This is a genomic window from Blastocatellia bacterium, assembly GCA_035275065.1.
Classification (GTDB): domain Bacteria; phylum Acidobacteriota; class Blastocatellia; order UBA7656; family UBA7656; genus DATENM01.
In genome coordinates this window covers 95220-113471 of record DATENM010000028.1, presented here as the reverse complement: position 1 = coordinate 113471, position 18252 = coordinate 95220, and the positions used below count along the sequence as shown (strand labels likewise).

Sequence of the window (18252 nt, the reverse complement as noted above, 5' to 3'; positions counted from 1 at the left end):
CCGAGCACGCGGCGCCACGCCCACGGCCCGCGCGCGACGGGCGGACGCCCGCCTTGTCGCCGCCGTCCCCTCTCACTCGTGCCGTCTGTCAATAGTGACAGTTCCACGCCTGCGCCAATCTCGATAGGCTCAATAGTAGGGCAGTCATTTCAGGAGGAGTTGGCCGGGCTAGGAAAGGTACGCGACAACGATGTGGGTATTCGAAGAACAGGACGAGATGCCGAGACGGGCAACCGTCACCTACACGCGGGCTGCCGCGAAACGCCTGCGAAGGGGAGAGCAGAGAATGAAGAGAGAGCAATTCTCGATGCCACCGCCATCCCTGTACTTGTCCCTGTCTGAGCCATACCATATCGGCTACGTCACGACGAACATAGATCGGGCCACGCAGGAATTTGCCGAACGCTACGGGGTCAGCAAGTTTCGCATCTCGCGCCGCACCTCATCGCTGCCCGGCATGCCGGCGATGTTGATGGACCAGGCGCATGCCTTTGCCGGGCCGCTACAGATCGAGTTGATTCATCCGCTGAGCGGCGACGACGACATCTACCGCGACTTGCTTCCCGCCGAAGGCTTCGCCATCCGCCACCACCATTTCGGATTCATGATGAACGGCGAAGCGGACATCCAGCGGATCGCCGCGGCGCTCGCCGCCAACGGCATCCCCATCGCCTTTGACGCCTTCATCCCGAACGTCGAGCGCGTGATCCTGGCCGACGCGCGGGCGGTGCTCGGCCACTATCTTGAATACACCTATCTCAAACCGAAAATCAGAGAGGGCTATTATGCGGACGTGCCGCACAATTGAAAAGCTTATCCGTGTCGCCGCCCTCGAAGCCTTCGGCGCTTTGAAAGCCGATGAGGCGAGGCGGCAAGCGCACGCAGACCAGCCAGGGGTTCGAGCTTTGACTGGTTCAGGTGGCCTAACGAAAGGAGGGGAAAATGAAGGTCAGTAACTCGAAGGAACTCTTCGTCCTGCTGCTTAGCGATTTGTGGCAGGGTGCGGAGAGGGCCAACCAGTTCTTCCAAGAACTAGTTCCCTTCGTCCAGGATCGGGACATCCAGGAGGCTCTCGAAGCGCGAGTCTTCCTATCCGACAAAATTACCGAGACGTTCAGCGCCAGCTTCAAGCTCATCGGCGAGAAGCCTGTGTTGCTCAACGGACGCATGTTGGAGATGTTTGTTGAAAACTTCCGCGCGCAACTCGGTGAGATACAGCCGGTAGACGCGAGGCATCTGTTCATCCTGGCCAGGACCAATGCTCTGTTACATCTTCGCATCGGTGAGTATATGGCGCTCATCGCGGCAGCCGATGCAACAGGCCATTATAGTGTTGGCGCACTGCTTGAGAGTTGCCTTGCAGAGAAATTCGCCTTCGCCGAGCGACTACGGCGTCTCACTCAGATACGCCGGGCAGTCATGAAGGCCACAGCTTAGCTGTGCCTCCAACGAACCCACCTGAGCCAGTCAACCGATTAGGTCGTGCCGTGCAATCCCCCACGGCGCGACCTAATCGGTTATCCGCGGCGTTTTAGATATCGCATCTCGCCTGCACACGGTCGCTTTTTCCTCGCCCTGTCAAAACTTCCAGTTATGCTCCGCCCGGCGACCGAATACCATAGTCATGAGTCAGAACAAAAGATGCCTTGATTGACAAGAGCGATCTTGCCAGGCGTCTGTCGATTGGCCTGAAACGAGACTTCAAGGAGGAAAATTACGTGAGAACGAAACATAGAGTAATACTGTTGTCGCTGGTGCTGTCGGCGATGCTTTCGTCGCTACTGACGCTCGCCGCACCGGCGTTCGCCACCAGTAAAGAGATCAGCTTCGAGTATCCAATAATGGTCGGCAATGTGGTGTTGAAACCCGGCCTCTACCACGTCGCTTGGACTGGGGACGGGCCTGTCGTAGAGGTCAGTTTCATTAAAGGAGGAAAGACCGTAGCCACAGCTCCGGCCCGGCTCGTTCTTGAAAAAAGTCCGGACCGCAAGATTGAGATGTCTAGCTTGCCCGACAACACAAGAGTCCTGAAGCGGCTGGTGTTCAGCAGCAAAGTGCTTGTCTTCGATTCAACGGGCGTACCGGACGCGTCATAAGAAATCCCCGTCCTTTAACGGCTGAAGAGCCAGCGAACGAAAAACCGACATCATCTCTCGTGCAACATCTGAGCGAGAGCTGGCGTCGGTTTTTTTCGTTCGCTGATCCCCGCACAAATGTGAGCGATTTAATCCCGCCCATCATCCCCGGTTATTTTCAGGCGCCGCCTGTCAGTTTTGACAGTTACGCGTCTTGCGCGATCACCTTACACTCATCCCCGATGATTTCGAGCCATCTAGCGGATGGCACCCAGGGAGGAAGTATGGAATTAGCTCGTCTATTGCGCAGTGTGTTATTAGCTGGCGGCACCTTTACGATCATTGCGCTGCTGGCATTCGCGGTGCAATCGGTCGCCGCACAGACCCAGGAACCGCAAAAGGCGAGCGAGGAAGTTCAACAACTAAAAGACCGGCTCAAGCAGTTGGAGCAAACCGTTCAGGAGTTAAAATCGCAATTATCCGAGATTGAGCAGCCACATATCGCCCCCGCCGTTGCCAGGCCCACTCCGCCGGTCACCCCGCCGGCAACCGAGCCGCCCCCGGCAAACAGCAATAACAGCAATAAAGGCCAGGATAAGGGAACGGAGAACAGCTTTCAGGTTTACGGATTCGCAATGCTCGACATGGGCTACGAGTTCAAACAGATCCATCCCGATTGGTTCGACACGCTTCGTATCACAAAGTTGCCATCCTTCAAAGATGAGTTCGCCCCCGATGGCAAGACCTATTTCGGCGTCAGGCAGAGTCGCCTGGGGGTCAAATCAACCACGGCGACCCCGCTGGGCGAGTTAAAGACGACCTTCGAGTTTGAGCTATTCGGCAGCGGCGTTGATGCGGGGCAAACGACCTTCCGCCTGCGCCACGCCTATGGCGAACTGGGGCACTTCGGCGCCGGTCAGTACTGGACCGTCTTCGGGGACACCGATGCTTACCCGAACTCGCTCGAATACTGGGGCCCGAACGGGTTGGTCTGGTTCCGCAACATACAGCTTCGTTGGATGCCGCTCAAAGGCAACAACTCCGTGACCCTCGCCCTCGAGCGTCCGGGTGCCAGCGGCGATCAGGGGGTGTTCGCAGACCGCATCGAGTTACAAGGCATCCGGCCCAAGTTCGACTTGCCCGATCTCACAGGTAACGTGCGCTTCACGCGCGACTGGGGACATGTGCAGTTGGCTGGAATCGTCAGAAGGATCAGATGGGTAGACATAACCAACGACCAGTTTGATTTCAGCGGCAGCGCCGTCGGCTGGGGAGTCTCTGTCAGCTCAGCCCCCAAATTTGGCAAGAACGACGTCGGCCGCTTCCAGGTTACTTATGGTGAAGGGATTGAAAACTACATGAATGACGCGCCGGTTGACATCGGTATCAAGCGGCTCAACCCGTTGGACCCAACGCGGCCTATTAAAGGCGTCGCCCTGCCGGTGTTTGGCCTATCAACGTTCCTGGATCACACCTGGAGCAAGCGCTTCAGCAGCGCCCTCGGCTATTCGATGATCAACATTGAGAACTCCGACGGGCAAGCGGCCAATGCCTATCATCGCGGTCACTATGCGCTCGGCAACCTGCTCTTCTACCCCTACGACAACGTCATGGTGGGCGGCGAGTTTCAGTATGGCCGGCGCGAAAACTTTAGCGACGGCTTCGCCGCGAACGATTACCGCATCCAGTTCTCGTTCAAATACAACTTTGCGAAAGCCTTCAGCTTTTGAAGCCAGCGAGTAAACGGCGAGCGACCTGTTGAGTCAATAGACAGGGCTCACGAGGCAGCATCATGTCAGCAACAAGAAGGCGCACAAACAGGCTTCTGGTGGCGTTGCTCATCGCGGTGAATTCCGCCTTTGCCCCGCTTTCCACGCCGGGGCAAAAAATCAACCCGGTCGCTCCCCGACGCGACCGGGTTGAGATGGCGGTGCGCGAGGCTTACGAAAAGTTCAAGAGCGATACGAGCGGCAAGAACGCCGACTACATCCCTTACCTCGCGCAGGTTGATTCCAGGCTGTTTGGCATCGCCGTGGTGACGACCGACAACCAGGTTTTCACGCTCGGCGACGTGAATTACGCCTTCCCCATCCAATCGATCTCGAAGGTCTTCACGCTTGCCCTGGCGATAGAAGAGCTCGGCTCTGACAAGGTCATTCATCGGGTCGGCTCTGAGCCGACGGGCCGCGCCTTCAACTCGGCGCTGGCCGTCGTCGACATGCCGACGCACATCGGCAATGCGCTGGTTAATGCCGGTGCCATCGCCACGACCAGTTTGATCTCCGGCAAGAACGCCGACGAGAAGTGGAACAAGATACTCGCCTTCTATTGCCGAGCCGCCGGCGACAACCTGTCGCTCATCGAGGATGTCTACAAGTCGGAAGCGGCGACCAACGCCGGCAGCAAGGCGCTGGCGATGCTGCTGGCCAAGTACGAGCGCATCTACGCCGATCCCTTCGAGTCGGTCGACGTGTACACCAGGCAATGCTCGGTCGGGGTGAACGCCGAGCAGTTGGCGCGCATGGGCGCGACGCTGGCGAACAACGGCGTCAATCCCAGGACGGGCGAGCAGGTAATCAAGCGCCAGGACATTCCCTACATTCTTTCGACGATGATGGGGCTTTATGACGCTTCAGGCGGCTGGACCTGGCGCCTCGGCTTGCCGGCCAAGAGCGGCGTCGGCGGCGGCATCGTCGCGGTGATCCCCGGCAAGGGCGCCATCGCCGGCTTCGCGCCGCGGCTGGACGAAGCCGGCAACAGCGTCAAAGCGCAGAAGGTCATTGAGTACATCGTCAGTAAGCTGGATTACAATGTGTTCTCTCCGCGTCCGGTGGGTATGAAAAGGACGGTTCAACCTTGACCCGTTACCAGTTCAGAGGACAAATCCCGATTCCGGGAATGAAGACTGAAATGGCAATCGATTGTCTGTCATTGCGCGAACCCTCGGGGCGGCATCAACGGTCGTTGCTCGGTGCCGCCTTTTTTTTCATATCGCCAATGATCCCCGCGCTCGGCCTGGCTCAGCCGGCGACCGCCGACCATCGAGCGCCCGTCGAAGCTGGCTGCGCGACCGAATCCGCGAACGACACAGCGTCCCTCACCGACAGCGAGTGCTTCGAGCTGTTGCAGCTCACTCGAAATCTCCAGGAACGCGTGACCACTTTAGAGTCGCGTCTTACTGGGGCTGTTCCCTCCACGGCTCCCGATGCCAAGCCAAAGGCCCCTGCGGGGGCATCGGGAGCCCCCACCGTCGCAGCCAGGCCGCAGATGAGGGCGTCGGAAAAAGCGCGCGCCAGTGGCGCCGCTCAACAAAATACTGACCGCACCGGAGCGATTTGCGATTGCGTTTGCCATACCCGATTGAAAACCGCTCTAGTCAATTCTTTCTGGTCTAGCTGTTAATTCTGACAGTTACTGACTCGGGTTGACACTCCATACAATGTAGCTGGGGCACAGTTAAACGGCCCCGGCAACGGCCTCGCCAGCAGAGTCGGGCGCAGCGTACAGCCGCCTTCGACGCCGAGCAGCGATGAGAACGGGCATCAGCCGTCGCCTAAGTCTCCAGGTGCCCCCCCGTTCTACGAGGATATGAAATGGACAGGTGGATAACGGTCGAGCCCTCGCTGGTCGAGAGCTAGACGAGAGGATACTATGCGACGCGCATTCGTTGTGGCGGCGATTTTAGTAATCGACATGATATTTCCGGGCAAAAACTGGCTGCGTGATTCCGCGCCGGCCACTTCGCCCGCGACCCGCGCAGCGCAACCATCAAGGCGCGTCACAGTGCCGCAGGATCGCGCATCCTTCGCCACGTTGAGGATGCGGCCCGGGCGGGCGGAGAAGCAGCCCGGCGGGAATCATAAGGAGGTTCAAGATGAAACGAGGAAGCACTCGATCAGGTTCTAGAGCATTCATCCGGTACTCGGTCGCAATTTTATGCGCAGCTTTGCTGACGCCGGGGCAAATCTGCTGCGCCAAGAGCGCGCCGCTGCCGGCGACCCCGGCGGTCAACGTGGCGACAAACGTGGCGACTCAGGACGCGGCACTGATTCCGCCCGACCAGCTCGATTCGCTGGTTGCCCCCATCGCGCTCTACCCCGACCCGCTGCTCAGCCAGACGCTCGTAGCCTCGACTTATCCGCTGGAAATCGTCCAGCTTCAGCAGTGGTTGGATAAAAACAAAGGGCTGAAGGAGAAGGCGCTGGCGGACGCGGCGGCGAAACAGCCCTGGGACCCCAGCATTCAGGCCATGGCGGTGCTGCCGGATGTCGTCAAGCGGCTGGCCGATGATCTTCAATGGACCACCGACCTCGGCAACGCCTTCCTCGCGCAGCAGAGCGACGTGATGGACGCCATTCAACGGATGCGCCAGAAGGCGCAGGGCACCGGCGCGCTGCAAACCACTCCGCAGCAGAAGGTCGAGACGCAGGTGGTTGAGAGCAAGTCGGTCATCGTCATCGAACAGTCGGACCCGCAGGTGGTCTATGTGCCGTCTTATGATCCGACCTACGTCTATGGCCCGCCGGTTTATCCCTACCCGCCGATCTACTACCCGTCATACCCCGCGGGCATCGTCGCCGCAAGCGCCATCTCGTTCGGCGTCGGCTGGGCGATGGGCGCGGCGTGGGGCGGCGGCGGTTGGGGATGGAACTGCGGCTGGGGCGGCAACAATATCAACATCAACAACAATAATAACTTCATCCGCAACAGCAACATCAACGGCGGCAACCGCAACAACATCGGCAATGGTAACCGATGGCAGCACAACCCGACACACCGCGGCGGCGCTCCCTACGCCAACCAGAGGGTGGCGAATCGCTATGGCGGCACGGCGCGCGGCGATTCGCTGAGCAATCGTCAGTCAAATGCGCGGCAGCAGATCGGGCGGCAAGGCGGCAACCTCAGCAGCTCACGCCCGGGCGTGAGCGACCGCAGCCGCCTCGGCGGAACAGATAACGGCCCGCGCTCTGGTATCGCAGGTGACCGCACAGACCGCAGTCGCGGCGGTGATCGCAGCAATGCTGGCGCAGGCGTCAGTGACCGCTCGCGCACAAGCGGGGCCGGTGATCGGTCGCGCACAAGCGGGGCCAGTGACCGTTCGCGCACGGCGGGCATGACTGACCGCAGCAGTTCAGGCCGTGGCAGTGACCGCCCCGGCGTGAGTGACCGCTCTTCCAGTAGTGGCGGTCTGGGTAGCCGATCCGGCGGTGGTGATCGCGTCGGCAGCCGTGACCTTTCGCGCAGCTCCGGCGGCGGCAGTCGCAGCGCCTTCGGCGGCGGCGGCGGCTTCAGCGGCTCAAGCGCGCGGGCCAGCAGCAGCCGCGGTTCTTCCAGCTTCGGCGGCTCGCGCGGCGGCGGCGGCATGTCGAGAGGTGGGGGTGGGTCCAGAGGCGGCGGCGGCGGCCGCAGGAGGTAACGAACATGAACCGGAGAACCAACATGAAATCGTCAACTCGGAATTCGGCTCTTTCAAGGCTCCTGTGGGCCGGAAGCCTGATCACCCTTCTGTGTCTGCTGGCGCTGGTCGCGGCGGGACAGACGGTTGCGAAGAAGGCGGCGGCGAAAGCCAGGACGTTTGCGACACCACAACAGGCCGCCGACGCGCTCATTGACGCGGCGGAAAAGTATGATGTCGCCGCACTCGAAGCGATTCTCGGCCCTGACGGCCATGACATTATCTCGACCGGCGAGGCGGCCCGCGACCGCGAACAGGCTACGGCTTTTGCGGCGCTGGCGCGCGAGCAGAAGAATGTGGTTGTGAATCGCCGTCTCCCAAACCGCGCGTTTCTCAACGTCGGCAAGGATAACTGGCCATTCCCTGTCCCCATCGTCAGACAGGCGGGCCATTGGTCTTTCGACTCGAAGGCAGGCCGCCAGGAAGTCCTCTACCGTCGCGTTGGCCGCAACGAGCTGGATGTCATTGAGATATGCCGCGGCTATGTCGAGGCGCAGCATGAATACGCGCTGAAGAAACGTGAAGGCTATGGCGTCAACGAATACGCGCAGCGCATCATCGCCACGCCCGGCAAACAGGACGGCCTGGCCTGGCAGAACGCCGATGGCACATGGGACGGCCCCGTAGGCGAGAATGCCGCCCGCGCCATTCAACAGGGCTACACGAACACGGGTCAGCCGCAGCCTTTCCACGGCTACATGTTCAAGGTGCTTAAAGGGCAGGGGCCTGCTGCGCCGATGGGGCGAATGGATTTTGTCGTCAAAGGCGTCATGATCGGCGGATTCGCGCTGGTGGCCGCGCCCGCCCAGTATGGCGTCACCGGCGTCAAGACCTTCATGGTCAGTCACGACGGCGTCGTCTATGAGAAGGACTTCGGGCCGAATACCGCAACCGCCTTCAAGCAGATGGAACTCTTCAACCCGGACAAGACATGGAGTCCTGTCAAAGAGCCGTAGCCGACGCGCCTGCCCTGCGAAGGAGATTGGTTCATCGCAAATCCAGCTCCGCTCGCGATGAGGAAATGCTGACCAGAACCGGAATTTCAGAATGTGACGCGCGCCACTAAGCACGTTTCTGAAAAAGGAGGGAGTGACATGTCTAAAGAAGTCGAGATGCTTAATGATGAGCCCAGCGCAAGCGAGCGCTTAGAGGAAGCCGATCAGCAAGATCCGCTTAGCCGCTCGGACCAGCTGATTTCTCAAGAGATTCCACATGGTATGGATCGCCGTACTTTCTTGATGCGAAGCGCCGTGGTCGGCGCGACGGCATTGATTACCGGGCACAGTATCTCCGCCCAGCAGAGAACAGAGCGGGCCACGGGGGCGCCGCTGATCGCCACGGGGACGCCGACGAAGCTGGATTCCAATCTGAATGTCGTGAAGCAAGCGAAGGGGCCTGTGATGACGACGCTGGACGAATTCTACAAAGTGGGACCCGGCCCCTCGAGCTCGCACACCATCGGCCCAATGCGCATCACCTACGATTTCTACCAGCGCTGTACCAAACTGCCCGCGGACAAACTCGCGAAGGCGACAGGATTGAAAGTTCACCTTTACGGCAGCCTCAGCGCCACAGGCAAAGGGCACGGCACGGAGCGCTCCTCGCTGGCAGGAGTGATTGGGAAAGAACCGGCAACCATCGATCCCGCATTTCTCGATAGCCTCCGCGACAACCCTGACCAGACGTTTCCTGTGAAGCTCGGCACCACGACCTTTAATGTGAGCCTGAAGGACATCATCTACGACGCCCCCAAAGGCGACTTCCCACATCCGAACACCATGACGGCCAAACTCCTGGCCGGAACCGAGGTGCTGCTCGAGCAGGAGTACTACTCAGTGGGCGGCGGATTCATCGAGTGGAAAGGCTACACGCCTCCCAAGAAAAACCCGCCCAAGTACCCGTTCTCGACGATGACGGAATTGCGGCAACACGCCGAGAAAAACAACTTGTCGATTGCGCAAGTCATCCTGGCCAACGAGATGTCGATTGCCGGAAGGAGCGAACAGGAGGTCTATGCCTTCATCGACAAGATCACAAACGCGATGGTGGCCATCGTGAAGTCGGGGCTCAGCGCGCCGGAAGACAGTGTGTTACCTGGGCCGATCAAGCTGCAAAGCAAGGCGGCGACCGTCTATAAGCGAGCCATGGATGACCAGTTCCAGTCAGACCGTGGCATCGGCGCTCTGTCGGCGTACGCGCTGGCGGGGTCGGAGGAAAACGGGCGTGGTCACCTGGTCGTCACCGCGCCGACAGGCGGTTCTGCCGGAGTCCTGCCGGCCCTCGTCTACGGCTTGGGCGAGGGAGGCCGCAAGCTTCCGCAAGAGAAGATTCGCCAGGGCATGCTTGCGGCGGCGGCGATTGGTTACCTGTGCAAGCACAACGCGACGCTGGCTGCCGCAGAGGGCGGCTGCCAGGCGGAGATCGGCGTTGCGTCGGCGATGGCCGCGGCACTGGTCGCGACGGCGCACGACGCGATTCCCCGGGTCGTCGAGAATGCGGCGGAGTCGGCGCTTGAGCATCATCTAGGCATGACCTGCGACCCGGTCGCAGGGTTCGTGCAGGTTCCCTGCATTGAGCGATGTGCCTTCGGTGCCGTCAAGGCCTGGACCGCCTGGGTTATCGCCAGTAATGAGATCGCATCGCGGCATCGCGTCGATCTCGACGCAACGATTGCCGCGATGGCTCAGACCGCCAAGGACATGAACAGCAAGTACAAAGAGACCAGCGAGGCCGGACTTGCCGTCTCCGTGACACTCTGCTGATCGAGCAGGCTCTATGGAAGCGGCAAGGCTCCGCAGAGCGAAAGGACTGAGATCTGTAATGGGAGCGCCAGCAACGACCGCACTGATCGGCAAGCCCACGGCGCACACCGGGATAAGGATGGCCACTGTCGCCTGGTTGTTGGCAGCGGTCTATTACTTCTACCAGTACGCGCTGCGCTCGGCGCCGGCGGTCATGATGCCGCAGTTGTCGGAAGCCTTCGGCCTCAGCGCCCTGGGCGTCGCTTCGATTGTCGGGTTGTTCTACTACGGCTATTCGCCTTTCAGCCTGGTCGCCGGTGCGGCGATGGATCGGCTGGGGCCACGGCGGTTGCTGCCGGCTGCGGCGGTGGTGGTTGGTTTGGGAGCGCTGCTGTTTGCCACGGGCAGCCCCGCCGCCGCCAGCATCGGCAGATTTCTGCAAGGGGCCGGTGGCGTCTTCGCGCTGGTCGGCGCGATCTACATCGCCACCAAAAACTTTCCCGCCTCGGTCGCCGCCACCTTGATCGGCGCGACGCAGATGTTCGGCATGGCCGGCGGCTCAGCCGGGCAGTTCGTTGTCGGGCCGCTGATCGGCGGGGGCATGGCCTGGAGCAGCTTCTGGGTCGGCATGGGCATAAGCGGATTGTTGATCGGCGGGCTGCTCTTTCTGCTTCTGCCGAAGGACGAAATGCCGCGCCCGCCCGACAACTGGCTGAAAAGCGCCAACGCCGCCTTTGCCGTCGTCTTCAAGAACCCGCAGTCGATCTTGTGCGGGTTAATCTCGGGGTTGCTTTTCATCCCGACGACCATCGCTGACATGATCTGGGGCGTGCGTTTTTTGCAGGAAGGGCATGGCTTCGATTACGGCGAAGCGGTCATGCGCTCGGCAACCGTCCCGCTCGGTTGGATTATCGGCTGCCCTTTGCTCGGCTTCATCTCAGACCGCATCGGGCGGCGCAAACCTGTGATCATCACAGGCGCTATCGTACTCCTGGCCTGCATGGCCTGGATCCTCTATGGTCGCACCGACGCCTTCCCGCCATATTTACTCGGGCTTGTGGCCGGAACGGCGTCGGGAGCGGCCATGATTCCTTATACAATAATTAAAGAAGCCAACCCGCCGCAGTATGGCGGCACGGCCACTGGCGTCATCAACTTTATCAACTTCACCTTCAGCGCGTTACTTGGGCCGGTCTTCGCCGGGCTGCTGCATCGCATCTCTGGCGGGGCCGCGCAAATGGAGCTGGCGCATTACCAGGCGGCCTTCGTGCCGCTGCTGGTCGGTGTCGCTATCGCCCTCGTCCTCGCTCTGATGTTGAAGGAAACCGGCACGGCAGTCCGCGGGCAGGCCGCCGGGGCCAGGCGGAGGTCGTGACATGAAGCAGGCAACCGGAACCGGAAAGTATGAACGGCTGCTCGAACGCTGTAAGAATTTGGAGCCAATCCCTACCGCCGTCGCTTACCCATGCGAAGCCAGCGCGCTTGCAGGGGCGGTCGAGGCGGCGCACCTGGGGCTGATCGTGCCCATTCTTGTCGGCCCTGTCGCCGCCATCGAAGCGACCGCCCAAAGCGCCGGCGTAGACATCGGCGGACTTCAAATCATCGACGTAGCGGACAGCCACGCGGCGGCGACAACAGCGGTCAGGTTGATTCGCGAAGACAAGGCCGAACTTCTGATGAAGGGCAGCCTGCACACTGACGAATTGATGGCCGCTGTTGTCGCCCGTGAAGGCGGCTTGCGTACCGCGCGCCGCATCAGCCACGTCTTCGTCATGGACATCCCCACCTATCACAAGGTGCTGATCGTCACCGACGGCGCGATCAACATCGCCCCGACGCTGGAAGACAAAGTTGACATCTGCCAGAACGCCATTGACCTGGCCTGCTCACTCGGCCTCGACAGGCCGAAGGTCGCCATCCTCGCGGCGGTCGAGAACGTGACTTCAAAGATGCCGGCCACCATTGACGCCGCCGCGCTCTGCAAGATGGTCGAGCGCCGACAGATCGGCGGCGCTATTTTGGATGGGCCGCTCGCCTTTGACAACGCCATCAGCAAGCAGGCGGCCCAGACCAAAGGCATCCGCTCGCTGGTCGCAGGCGACCCGGACATCCTGCTGGCGCCCGACCTCGAAGCCGGCAACATCCTCGCCAAACAGCTCAGCTTCCTGGCCAACGCCGATAGCGCCGGCCTGGTGCTGGGCGCCAGAGTGCCGATCATCCTCACCAGTCGGGCCGACAGCGTGCGGTCCCGCATCGCCAGTTGCGCTGTCGCCATGCTGGCCGCCCACGCGCGCCGACGCGGGCAATAGGAGATTGACATGGACGATTATGCGCTTGTGCTCAACGCCGGGTCGTCGAGCTTGAAGTTCTGCGTCTATCGCCGGCCCCTGGTCGAAAGCTGGCGGCTGGAGGCGCGCGGCCAGATCGAAGGCATCGGCACCGCACCGCGCCTGTCGGTCAAAGACGCCGACGGCAGGGCCTTTGGCAATGGGCGGATGCAAGAAGAGATTCGCAACGGGCGCGACGCGCTCGATTTCCTGGCCATCTGGTTACGCTCGCGCTACGGCGGCGCGCGGGTGCTGGGCGTCGGTCACCGCGTCGTTCATGGCGGCGCGCAATTTACCGGCCCGACCGTGGTGACCCGCGAAGTGCTGGCCGAACTCTACGATCTGGTTCCGCTGGCCCCGCTCCATCAGCCGCATAATCTGGCTGCCATTGAGGCGGTCTTCGAACGGCTGCCGGACGTGCCGCAGGTCGCCTGCTTCGATACGAGTTTTCATCGCACCCTTGCAGAGGTCGCGCGGGTTATTCCACTGCCGCGCGACCTCTGCAGAACCGAGGTGCAACGCTATGGCTTTCACGGCCTCTCTTACGAATACATCGCCTCAGTCTTGCCGCAGGAAGCCCCGGAGATCGCTGGCGGGCGCGTCATCGTCGCCCACCTCGGCAGCGGCTCCAGTCTCTGCGCCTTGAACGAAGGCAAGAGCGTTGATAGCAGCTTCAGCTTCACGGCGCTCGACGGGCTATGCATGGGGACGAGGCCGGGCGCGATTGACCCCGGCGTGCTGCTTTATCTATTTCAAAGTCTCAACCTCTCCCCTAAAGACGTCGAGGCGATTCTCTACAAGCAGTCCGGCCTGCTCGGCATCTCCGGCATCAGCAATGATATGCGCGTCCTGCTCGCTCACGACGAGCCGCAGGCGCGGCTGGCCGTCGACTACTTCGTCTACCGCGCGGCCAAAGAGATCGGCGCGCTGGCGGCGGTTTTGGGCGGCGTTGAGGCGCTGGTCTTCACCGCAGGCATTGGCGAAAACTCGCCCGAAATTCGCTGGCGCATCTGTGAGGCTTCGCGCTGGCTCGGCGTCGAGCTCGACACAGAGGCGAACAACAGCAAAGGCCCGCGCATCTCCGGGCCGCACAGCAAGGTCTCGGCCTGGGTGATCCCCACCAATGAGGAATTGATGATCGCCCGCCACACAGGGGCGCTGCTCGGCCTCAGTTGAGGGCGTCTTAAACGAACAAGCAAGGAGAACATCATGGCTACTAAGGTTGCACAAGAGATCGCCCGCCAAAAGACGCCTGCCGCATGGGAAGGCTTCAAGCCGGGGCAGTGGCAGAAGCAGATCAACGTCCGTGATTTCATTCAGCAGAACTACGACCCGTACGACGGCGACGCGGCGTTCCTGGCGCGCGCCACCGAGCGGACAAGGGACCTCTGGGCGCGGCTGAACGCGCTGTTTACGGAAGAGCGCCGCAAAGGCGTGCTCGACGTGTCGCAGATTCCCAGCTCGATCACCTCGCATGGGCCGGGCTACATCGACCGCGACAACGAAGTGATCGTCGGCCTTCAGACCGAAGCGCCATTGAAGCGCGCCATCATGCCGAACGGCGGCTTGCGCATGGTGCTGAGCGCGCTGAAGGCGTATGGCTACGAGCCCGACCCGTATGTCATCGAGACGTTCACGAAATACCGCAAGACCCATAACGACGCGGTCTTTGACGCCTACACGGCGGACGTCCGCCGTTGCCGCAGCTCGCACATTCTGACAGGGCTGCCTGACGCTTACGGGCGTGGCCGCATCATCGGCGATTACCGGCGCGTGGCGCTCTACGGCGTGGCGCGGCTCATCGAGCAGAAGCAGGCAGAGAAGCGCAGCCTTGACTCGGCCATGTCGATTGACGCGAGCATCCGCGACCGCGAGGAACTGAGCGAGCAGATTCGCGCCCTCAAAGAGCTACAGCAGATGGCCGCCGCCTACGGCTTCGACATCTCTGTGCCGGCGCGCACGGCACGCGAGGCCGTGCAGTGGCTTTATTTCGGCTACCTGGCGGCGGTCAAAGAACAGAACGGCGCGGCGATGTCGCTGGGCCGCACCTCGACTTTCCTCGACGTCTACTTCGAGCGCGACCTTGCGGCGGGCGCGATCACCGAAGAGCAAGCGCAGGAGATCATCGATGATTTCGTCATCAAGCTGCGCATCGTCCGCTTCTTGCGGACGCCGGATTACGACGAGCTGTTTGCCGGCGACCCGACCTGGGTGACCGAGTCAATTGCCGGCATGGGCGACGACGGGCGGCCGCTGGTGACAAAGACGAGCTTCCGTTTTCTTCAGACGCTTTATAATCTCGGCCCCGGCCCGGAACCGAACCTGACGATCTGGTATAGCCCACGCCTGCCCGATGGCTTCCGCAATTTCGCGACGAAAGTGGCCATAGATACCAGCTCCATTCAATTTGAAAGCGACGAGATCATGCGCCGCTCGTGGGGCGACGACGGCGCCATCGCCTGTTGCGTGTCGCCGATGCTGGTGGGTAAGCAGATGCAGTTCTTCGGGGCCCGCGCCAACCTCGCCAAGTGCCTGCTGTACGCCATCAACGGCGGCAGGGACGAGATCAGCGGCGAGCAGATCGGGCCGGCCATCGGCGCCATCGAGGGCGACCGACTCGACTTCGACACGGTGACCGACAAGTTCGAGAAGATGATGGACTGGCTCGCCTCTGTCTATGTCAACGCCATGAACATCATCCACTACATGCACGACAAGTACGCTTACGAGCGGGTCGAGATGGCGCTGCACGACTACGCGCCGCTGCGCACGATGGCCTTCGGCATGGCCGGGCTGTCGGTCGTCGCCGACTCGCTGTCGGCCATCCGTTTCGCTAAGGTGCGTGTGGTCCGCGACGAGACCGGGCTGATAATCGACTATCAGCGGGAAGGCGATTACCCGCAGTTCGGCAACAATGACAACCGCGTTGACCACCTCGCCGTGTGGGTCGTCTCCACGTTCATGAACAAGCTGAGAAAATACCCGACCTATCGCAATGCGTTGCACACGCAGTCCATCCTGACCATCACCTCGAACGTTGTGTATGGCAAAGCCACAGGCAACACGCCCGATGGCCGACGGCAAGGCGAGCCGTTCGCGCCGGGCGCTAACCCCATGCACGGGCGCGACACGCATGGCATCCATGCCTCGGCGGCGTCGGTCGCCAAGATTCCTTATCGAGATGCTGCCGACGGCATCTCGCTGACGGCGACGCTGGTGCCGGAGGGGCTGGGGCGAGTCGCTGAAGACCGCATCGCCAACCTGCGCGGCATGCTCGACGCCTTCTTCAGCGCCACGGGTTTCCACATGAACGTGAATGTCTTGAACCGCAACACGCTGCTCGACGCGATGGATCACCCGGAGAATTACCCGCACCTGACGATACGTGTGTCGGGCTACGCCGTGAACTTCGTGCGGCTGACTCGCGAGCAGCAGATGGATGTGATTAACCGGACATTCCATGGAGAGCAGGTGACGACATGAGCGACGCACAGCCACAGAAAGTCGTAGAGCTTGAGGCGAGAAGCCCCTATGAGCTTCGCGTGAACCTGGGCCACGGTGTGCCGGAGACAACCGTGCGCGAGGCGCTCGCGAGCGGCGAGATGGGATTCCTTCACTCCTTCACCACCGGCTCGACGGTTGATGGGCCGGGCGTGCGCGTGGTGGCGTGGACGACCGGGTGCCACTGGCGCTGTCTCTACTGCCACAACCCGGACACCTGGACGTTAACCAACGGCATTCCCGTGACGCTCACGCGCCTCATCGAAGAGCTGGGCAAGTACCGTCATGGGCTGAAGATCATGTCGGGCGGCTTCACCTTGAGCGGCGGCGAGCCGCTCTTACAGGACCGCTTCGCCGTCAAGGTGTTAGCCGCCGCCAAAAAGATGGGCATCCACACCGCGATTGAGACCAACGGCGAATTGAGCGACCGCCTCAGCGACGCCGAGCTGGAAGCGATTGACCTGGTGATGCTCGGCATCAAGACCTGGGGCGCGGAACGCCACCGCCACCTGACCGGAAGGGGGAGCGAGCCGACACTCAATTTCGCGCGCCGCCTGGCCAAACTGCGAAAACCCATCTGGGTGCGCTTCGTGCTGGTGCCCGGACTGACCGACGGCGCGAAAGAGGTCGCCGAGATCGCCCGCTTCGCCGCCGGCCTCGGCAACGTCGAGCGCGTCGAGGTGCTCCCCTTCCACCAGTTGGGCCGCTTCAAGTGGAAAGAGCTGGGGCTCAACTACGCGCTTCAAGAAACCGAGCCGGCCACTCCCGAAGTGATTCAGCGAGTGGTCGCGCAGTTCCAGACCGCCGGACTGAATGCAAACTGACGCGACGGACTACCGGAAAGCTTTCCTTTGATGAATCGCAGGCACCTCGAATATCCCGCCTGTCAATTCTGCCAGTACCAAACCAATGCCCCGCAAACTAGAATCGTGAAGGACGGGCACTGCGGAGGAGAGCCGATGAGTCACGCCGCTTCATTACATCTTGGCACACCGATCAATCAGTTCTTGCGCAACCGCGTGAACTGGCTGCTGGTGTTTGTGCCGGTCACGGTGGCCTTAGAACATGCCGGCGAAGTGCCCGCGCCGGTGATCTTCTTTTCGGCGGCGCTGGCGATTGTCCCGATGGCGGCGCTGATCGTGCGGGCGACCGAACAACTGGCGACCAGGACGGGTGACGCCATCGGCGGGCTGCTGAACGCGACCTTTGGCAACGCGCCGGAGCTGATCATTTCGCTGGTGGCGCTGCGGGCAGGTTACCTGGAGATGGTGCGCGCGGCGCTAGTCGGAGCCATTCTCGCCAACCTGCTGCTGGCGCTCGGCGCGGCCTTCCTGCTCGGCGGGCTGCGCAATCACGATCAGCGATTCAACCCTGCGGCGACGCGCGCCTACAGCACGACGATGTTTCTTGCCGCCGTCAGCCTCGCCGTGCCGAGCGCCTTCAGCCGCTACTTCGCCCCCGAAGGCAGCATACGGCAGGAGCAGTTGCTCAACGTCAGCGTTGCCTGCTTGCTGCTGCTGGCCTATGGGCTTTACCTGCTCTTCTCGCTGAAGACGCACCCCGGCGCCTTTGCCAGCGTCGCGAGCGAACCGGGCGCAAGTCATGAAGAGGAGCAGTGGGGATTGCCGCGCGCCATCGGCAGCCTGCTCGGCGCGTCGGTGATGGCGGCGTGGATGAGCGAGATTCTCGTCGGCGCGGCTGAAGGCACAGGCAAGGCGATGGGGATGTCGCAGGTCTTCATCGGCATCGTCTTTCTCGCCATCGTCGGGGGCGCCGCCGAGAGCGGCTCGGCCATCGCGATGGCGCGCAAGAAGAAGATGGACCTGTCGGTCGGCATCGCGCTCGGCAGTTGCATACAGATCGCGCTGTTTGTCGCGCCGGCCCTCGTGCTGGTCAGCTACCTGATTGCGCCGCAGCCGCTCGACCTGGCATTCAACCGGGCCGAGATCGGCTCGCTGTTTATCGCCGTGCTGATCGGCGCGATGGTCTGCGGCGATGGCCAGTCGAACTGGTACAAGGGCATTCAACTGATCACCGTCTATGCCATCATTGCGCTCATGTTCTACTTCATCCCGGCGCTGGCGCCTTGAATCGGTGTGACTTCCCCTCTTGACCGACCGGTTGAGCGCTTTGCCATCTATGCATGAGTGGGG

At 61.6% G+C, this 18252-nt stretch carries 14 protein-coding genes; all 14 read left to right on the top strand.

The window, feature by feature from the left end; translation table 11 throughout:
* Positions 1-286 precede the first annotated feature (286 nt).
* The 14 genes from VJ464_05435 (at position 287) to cax (ending at position 18189) form a co-directional block, all read left to right on the top strand.
* Complete coding sequence (locus tag VJ464_05435) at positions 287-808, top strand: VOC family protein (GenBank protein ID HKQ04551.1); 522 nt, start codon at positions 287-289, stop codon at positions 806-808.
* A 134-nt stretch (positions 809-942) separates the two neighbouring features.
* The gene (locus VJ464_05430; protein HKQ04550.1) at positions 943-1437 is read left to right on the top strand and encodes a DUF892 family protein; all 495 of its coding nucleotides are present in this window, start codon (positions 943-945) and stop codon (positions 1435-1437) included.
* A gap of 281 nt (positions 1438-1718) precedes the next feature.
* Positions 1719-2096: a hypothetical protein gene (locus VJ464_05425; GenBank protein HKQ04549.1), complete on the top strand. Its 378-nt coding sequence runs from the start codon at positions 1719-1721 to the stop codon at positions 2094-2096.
* Positions 2097-2359: 263 nt separating this feature from the next.
* On the top strand, positions 2360-3805 hold the full coding sequence (locus VJ464_05420) for a DcaP family trimeric outer membrane transporter (GenBank protein HKQ04548.1): 1446 nt from the start codon (positions 2360-2362) through the stop codon (positions 3803-3805).
* A 62-nt stretch (positions 3806-3867) separates the two neighbouring features.
* Entirely contained in the window at positions 3868-4935 is a 1068-nt protein-coding gene (gene glsA / locus VJ464_05415; GenBank protein HKQ04547.1) for a glutaminase A, read from the top strand.
* 1086 nt (positions 4936-6021) lie between these two features.
* Complete coding sequence (locus tag VJ464_05410; GenBank protein HKQ04546.1) at positions 6022-7491, top strand: DUF3300 domain-containing protein; 1470 nt, start codon at positions 6022-6024, stop codon at positions 7489-7491.
* Positions 7492-7496: 5 nt separating this feature from the next.
* Positions 7497-8486 carry a DUF2950 domain-containing protein gene (locus tag VJ464_05405; GenBank protein HKQ04545.1) on the top strand — a complete coding sequence of 330 codons (990 nt, stop codon included), beginning with the start codon at positions 7497-7499 and terminating at the stop codon, positions 8484-8486.
* A gap of 138 nt (positions 8487-8624) precedes the next feature.
* A complete protein-coding gene (locus tag VJ464_05400) occupies positions 8625-10292 on the top strand; it encodes an L-serine ammonia-lyase (GenBank protein ID HKQ04544.1) in 1668 nt (555 codons plus the stop codon).
* Between the two features lie 58 nt (positions 10293-10350).
* A complete protein-coding gene (locus VJ464_05395) occupies positions 10351-11646 on the top strand; it encodes an MFS transporter (protein HKQ04543.1) in 1296 nt (431 codons plus the stop codon).
* Position 11647: 1 nt separating this feature from the next.
* Positions 11648-12580 (top strand): phosphate acetyltransferase, encoded by a 933-nt coding sequence (locus VJ464_05390; GenBank protein ID HKQ04542.1) that lies wholly within the window; start codon positions 11648-11650, stop codon positions 12578-12580.
* Positions 12581-12589: 9 nt separating this feature from the next.
* The gene (locus VJ464_05385) at positions 12590-13774 is read left to right on the top strand and encodes an acetate/propionate family kinase (protein ID HKQ04541.1); all 1185 of its coding nucleotides are present in this window, start codon (positions 12590-12592) and stop codon (positions 13772-13774) included.
* Between the two features lie 33 nt (positions 13775-13807).
* A complete protein-coding gene (gene pflB / locus VJ464_05380) occupies positions 13808-16081 on the top strand; it encodes a formate C-acetyltransferase (GenBank protein ID HKQ04540.1) in 2274 nt (757 codons plus the stop codon).
* Positions 16078-16923: a pyruvate formate-lyase-activating protein gene (gene pflA, locus VJ464_05375; GenBank protein ID HKQ04539.1), complete on the top strand. Its 846-nt coding sequence runs from the start codon at positions 16078-16080 to the stop codon at positions 16921-16923. Before pflB ends, pflA begins: the two co-directional genes overlap by 4 nt.
* Positions 16924-17058: 135 nt before the next feature.
* Positions 17059-18189 carry a calcium/proton exchanger gene (cax, locus tag VJ464_05370; protein HKQ04538.1) on the top strand — a complete coding sequence of 377 codons (1131 nt, stop codon included), beginning with the start codon at positions 17059-17061 and terminating at the stop codon, positions 18187-18189.
* Positions 18190-18252 lie beyond the last annotated feature (63 nt).

Excerpts from the sequence above, each read along its gene's own strand:
- VJ464_05435 (HKQ04551.1), top strand. The coding sequence starts at position 287 with ATGAAGAGAGAGCAATTCTCGATGCCACCGCCATCCCTGTACTTGTCC.
- VJ464_05420 (HKQ04548.1), top strand. The coding sequence starts at position 2,360 with ATGGAATTAGCTCGTCTATTGCGCAGTGTGTTATTAGCTGGCGGCACC.
- VJ464_05385 (HKQ04541.1), top strand. The coding sequence starts at position 12,590 with ATGGACGATTATGCGCTTGTGCTCAACGCCGGGTCGTCGAGCTTGAAG.
- VJ464_05405 (HKQ04545.1), top strand. The coding sequence starts at position 7,497 with ATGAACCGGAGAACCAACATGAAATCGTCAACTCGGAATTCGGCTCTT.
- cax (HKQ04538.1), top strand. The coding sequence starts at position 17,059 with ATGAGTCACGCCGCTTCATTACATCTTGGCACACCGATCAATCAGTTC.
- glsA (HKQ04547.1), top strand. The coding sequence starts at position 3,868 with ATGTCAGCAACAAGAAGGCGCACAAACAGGCTTCTGGTGGCGTTGCTC.
- pflB (HKQ04540.1), top strand. The coding sequence starts at position 13,808 with ATGGCTACTAAGGTTGCACAAGAGATCGCCCGCCAAAAGACGCCTGCC.
- VJ464_05390 (HKQ04542.1), top strand. The coding sequence starts at position 11,648 with ATGAAGCAGGCAACCGGAACCGGAAAGTATGAACGGCTGCTCGAACGC.
- VJ464_05395 (HKQ04543.1), top strand. The coding sequence starts at position 10,351 with ATGGGAGCGCCAGCAACGACCGCACTGATCGGCAAGCCCACGGCGCAC.
- VJ464_05430 (HKQ04550.1), top strand. The coding sequence starts at position 943 with ATGAAGGTCAGTAACTCGAAGGAACTCTTCGTCCTGCTGCTTAGCGAT.
- pflA (HKQ04539.1), top strand. The coding sequence starts at position 16,078 with ATGAGCGACGCACAGCCACAGAAAGTCGTAGAGCTTGAGGCGAGAAGC.
- VJ464_05400 (HKQ04544.1), top strand. The coding sequence starts at position 8,625 with ATGTCTAAAGAAGTCGAGATGCTTAATGATGAGCCCAGCGCAAGCGAG.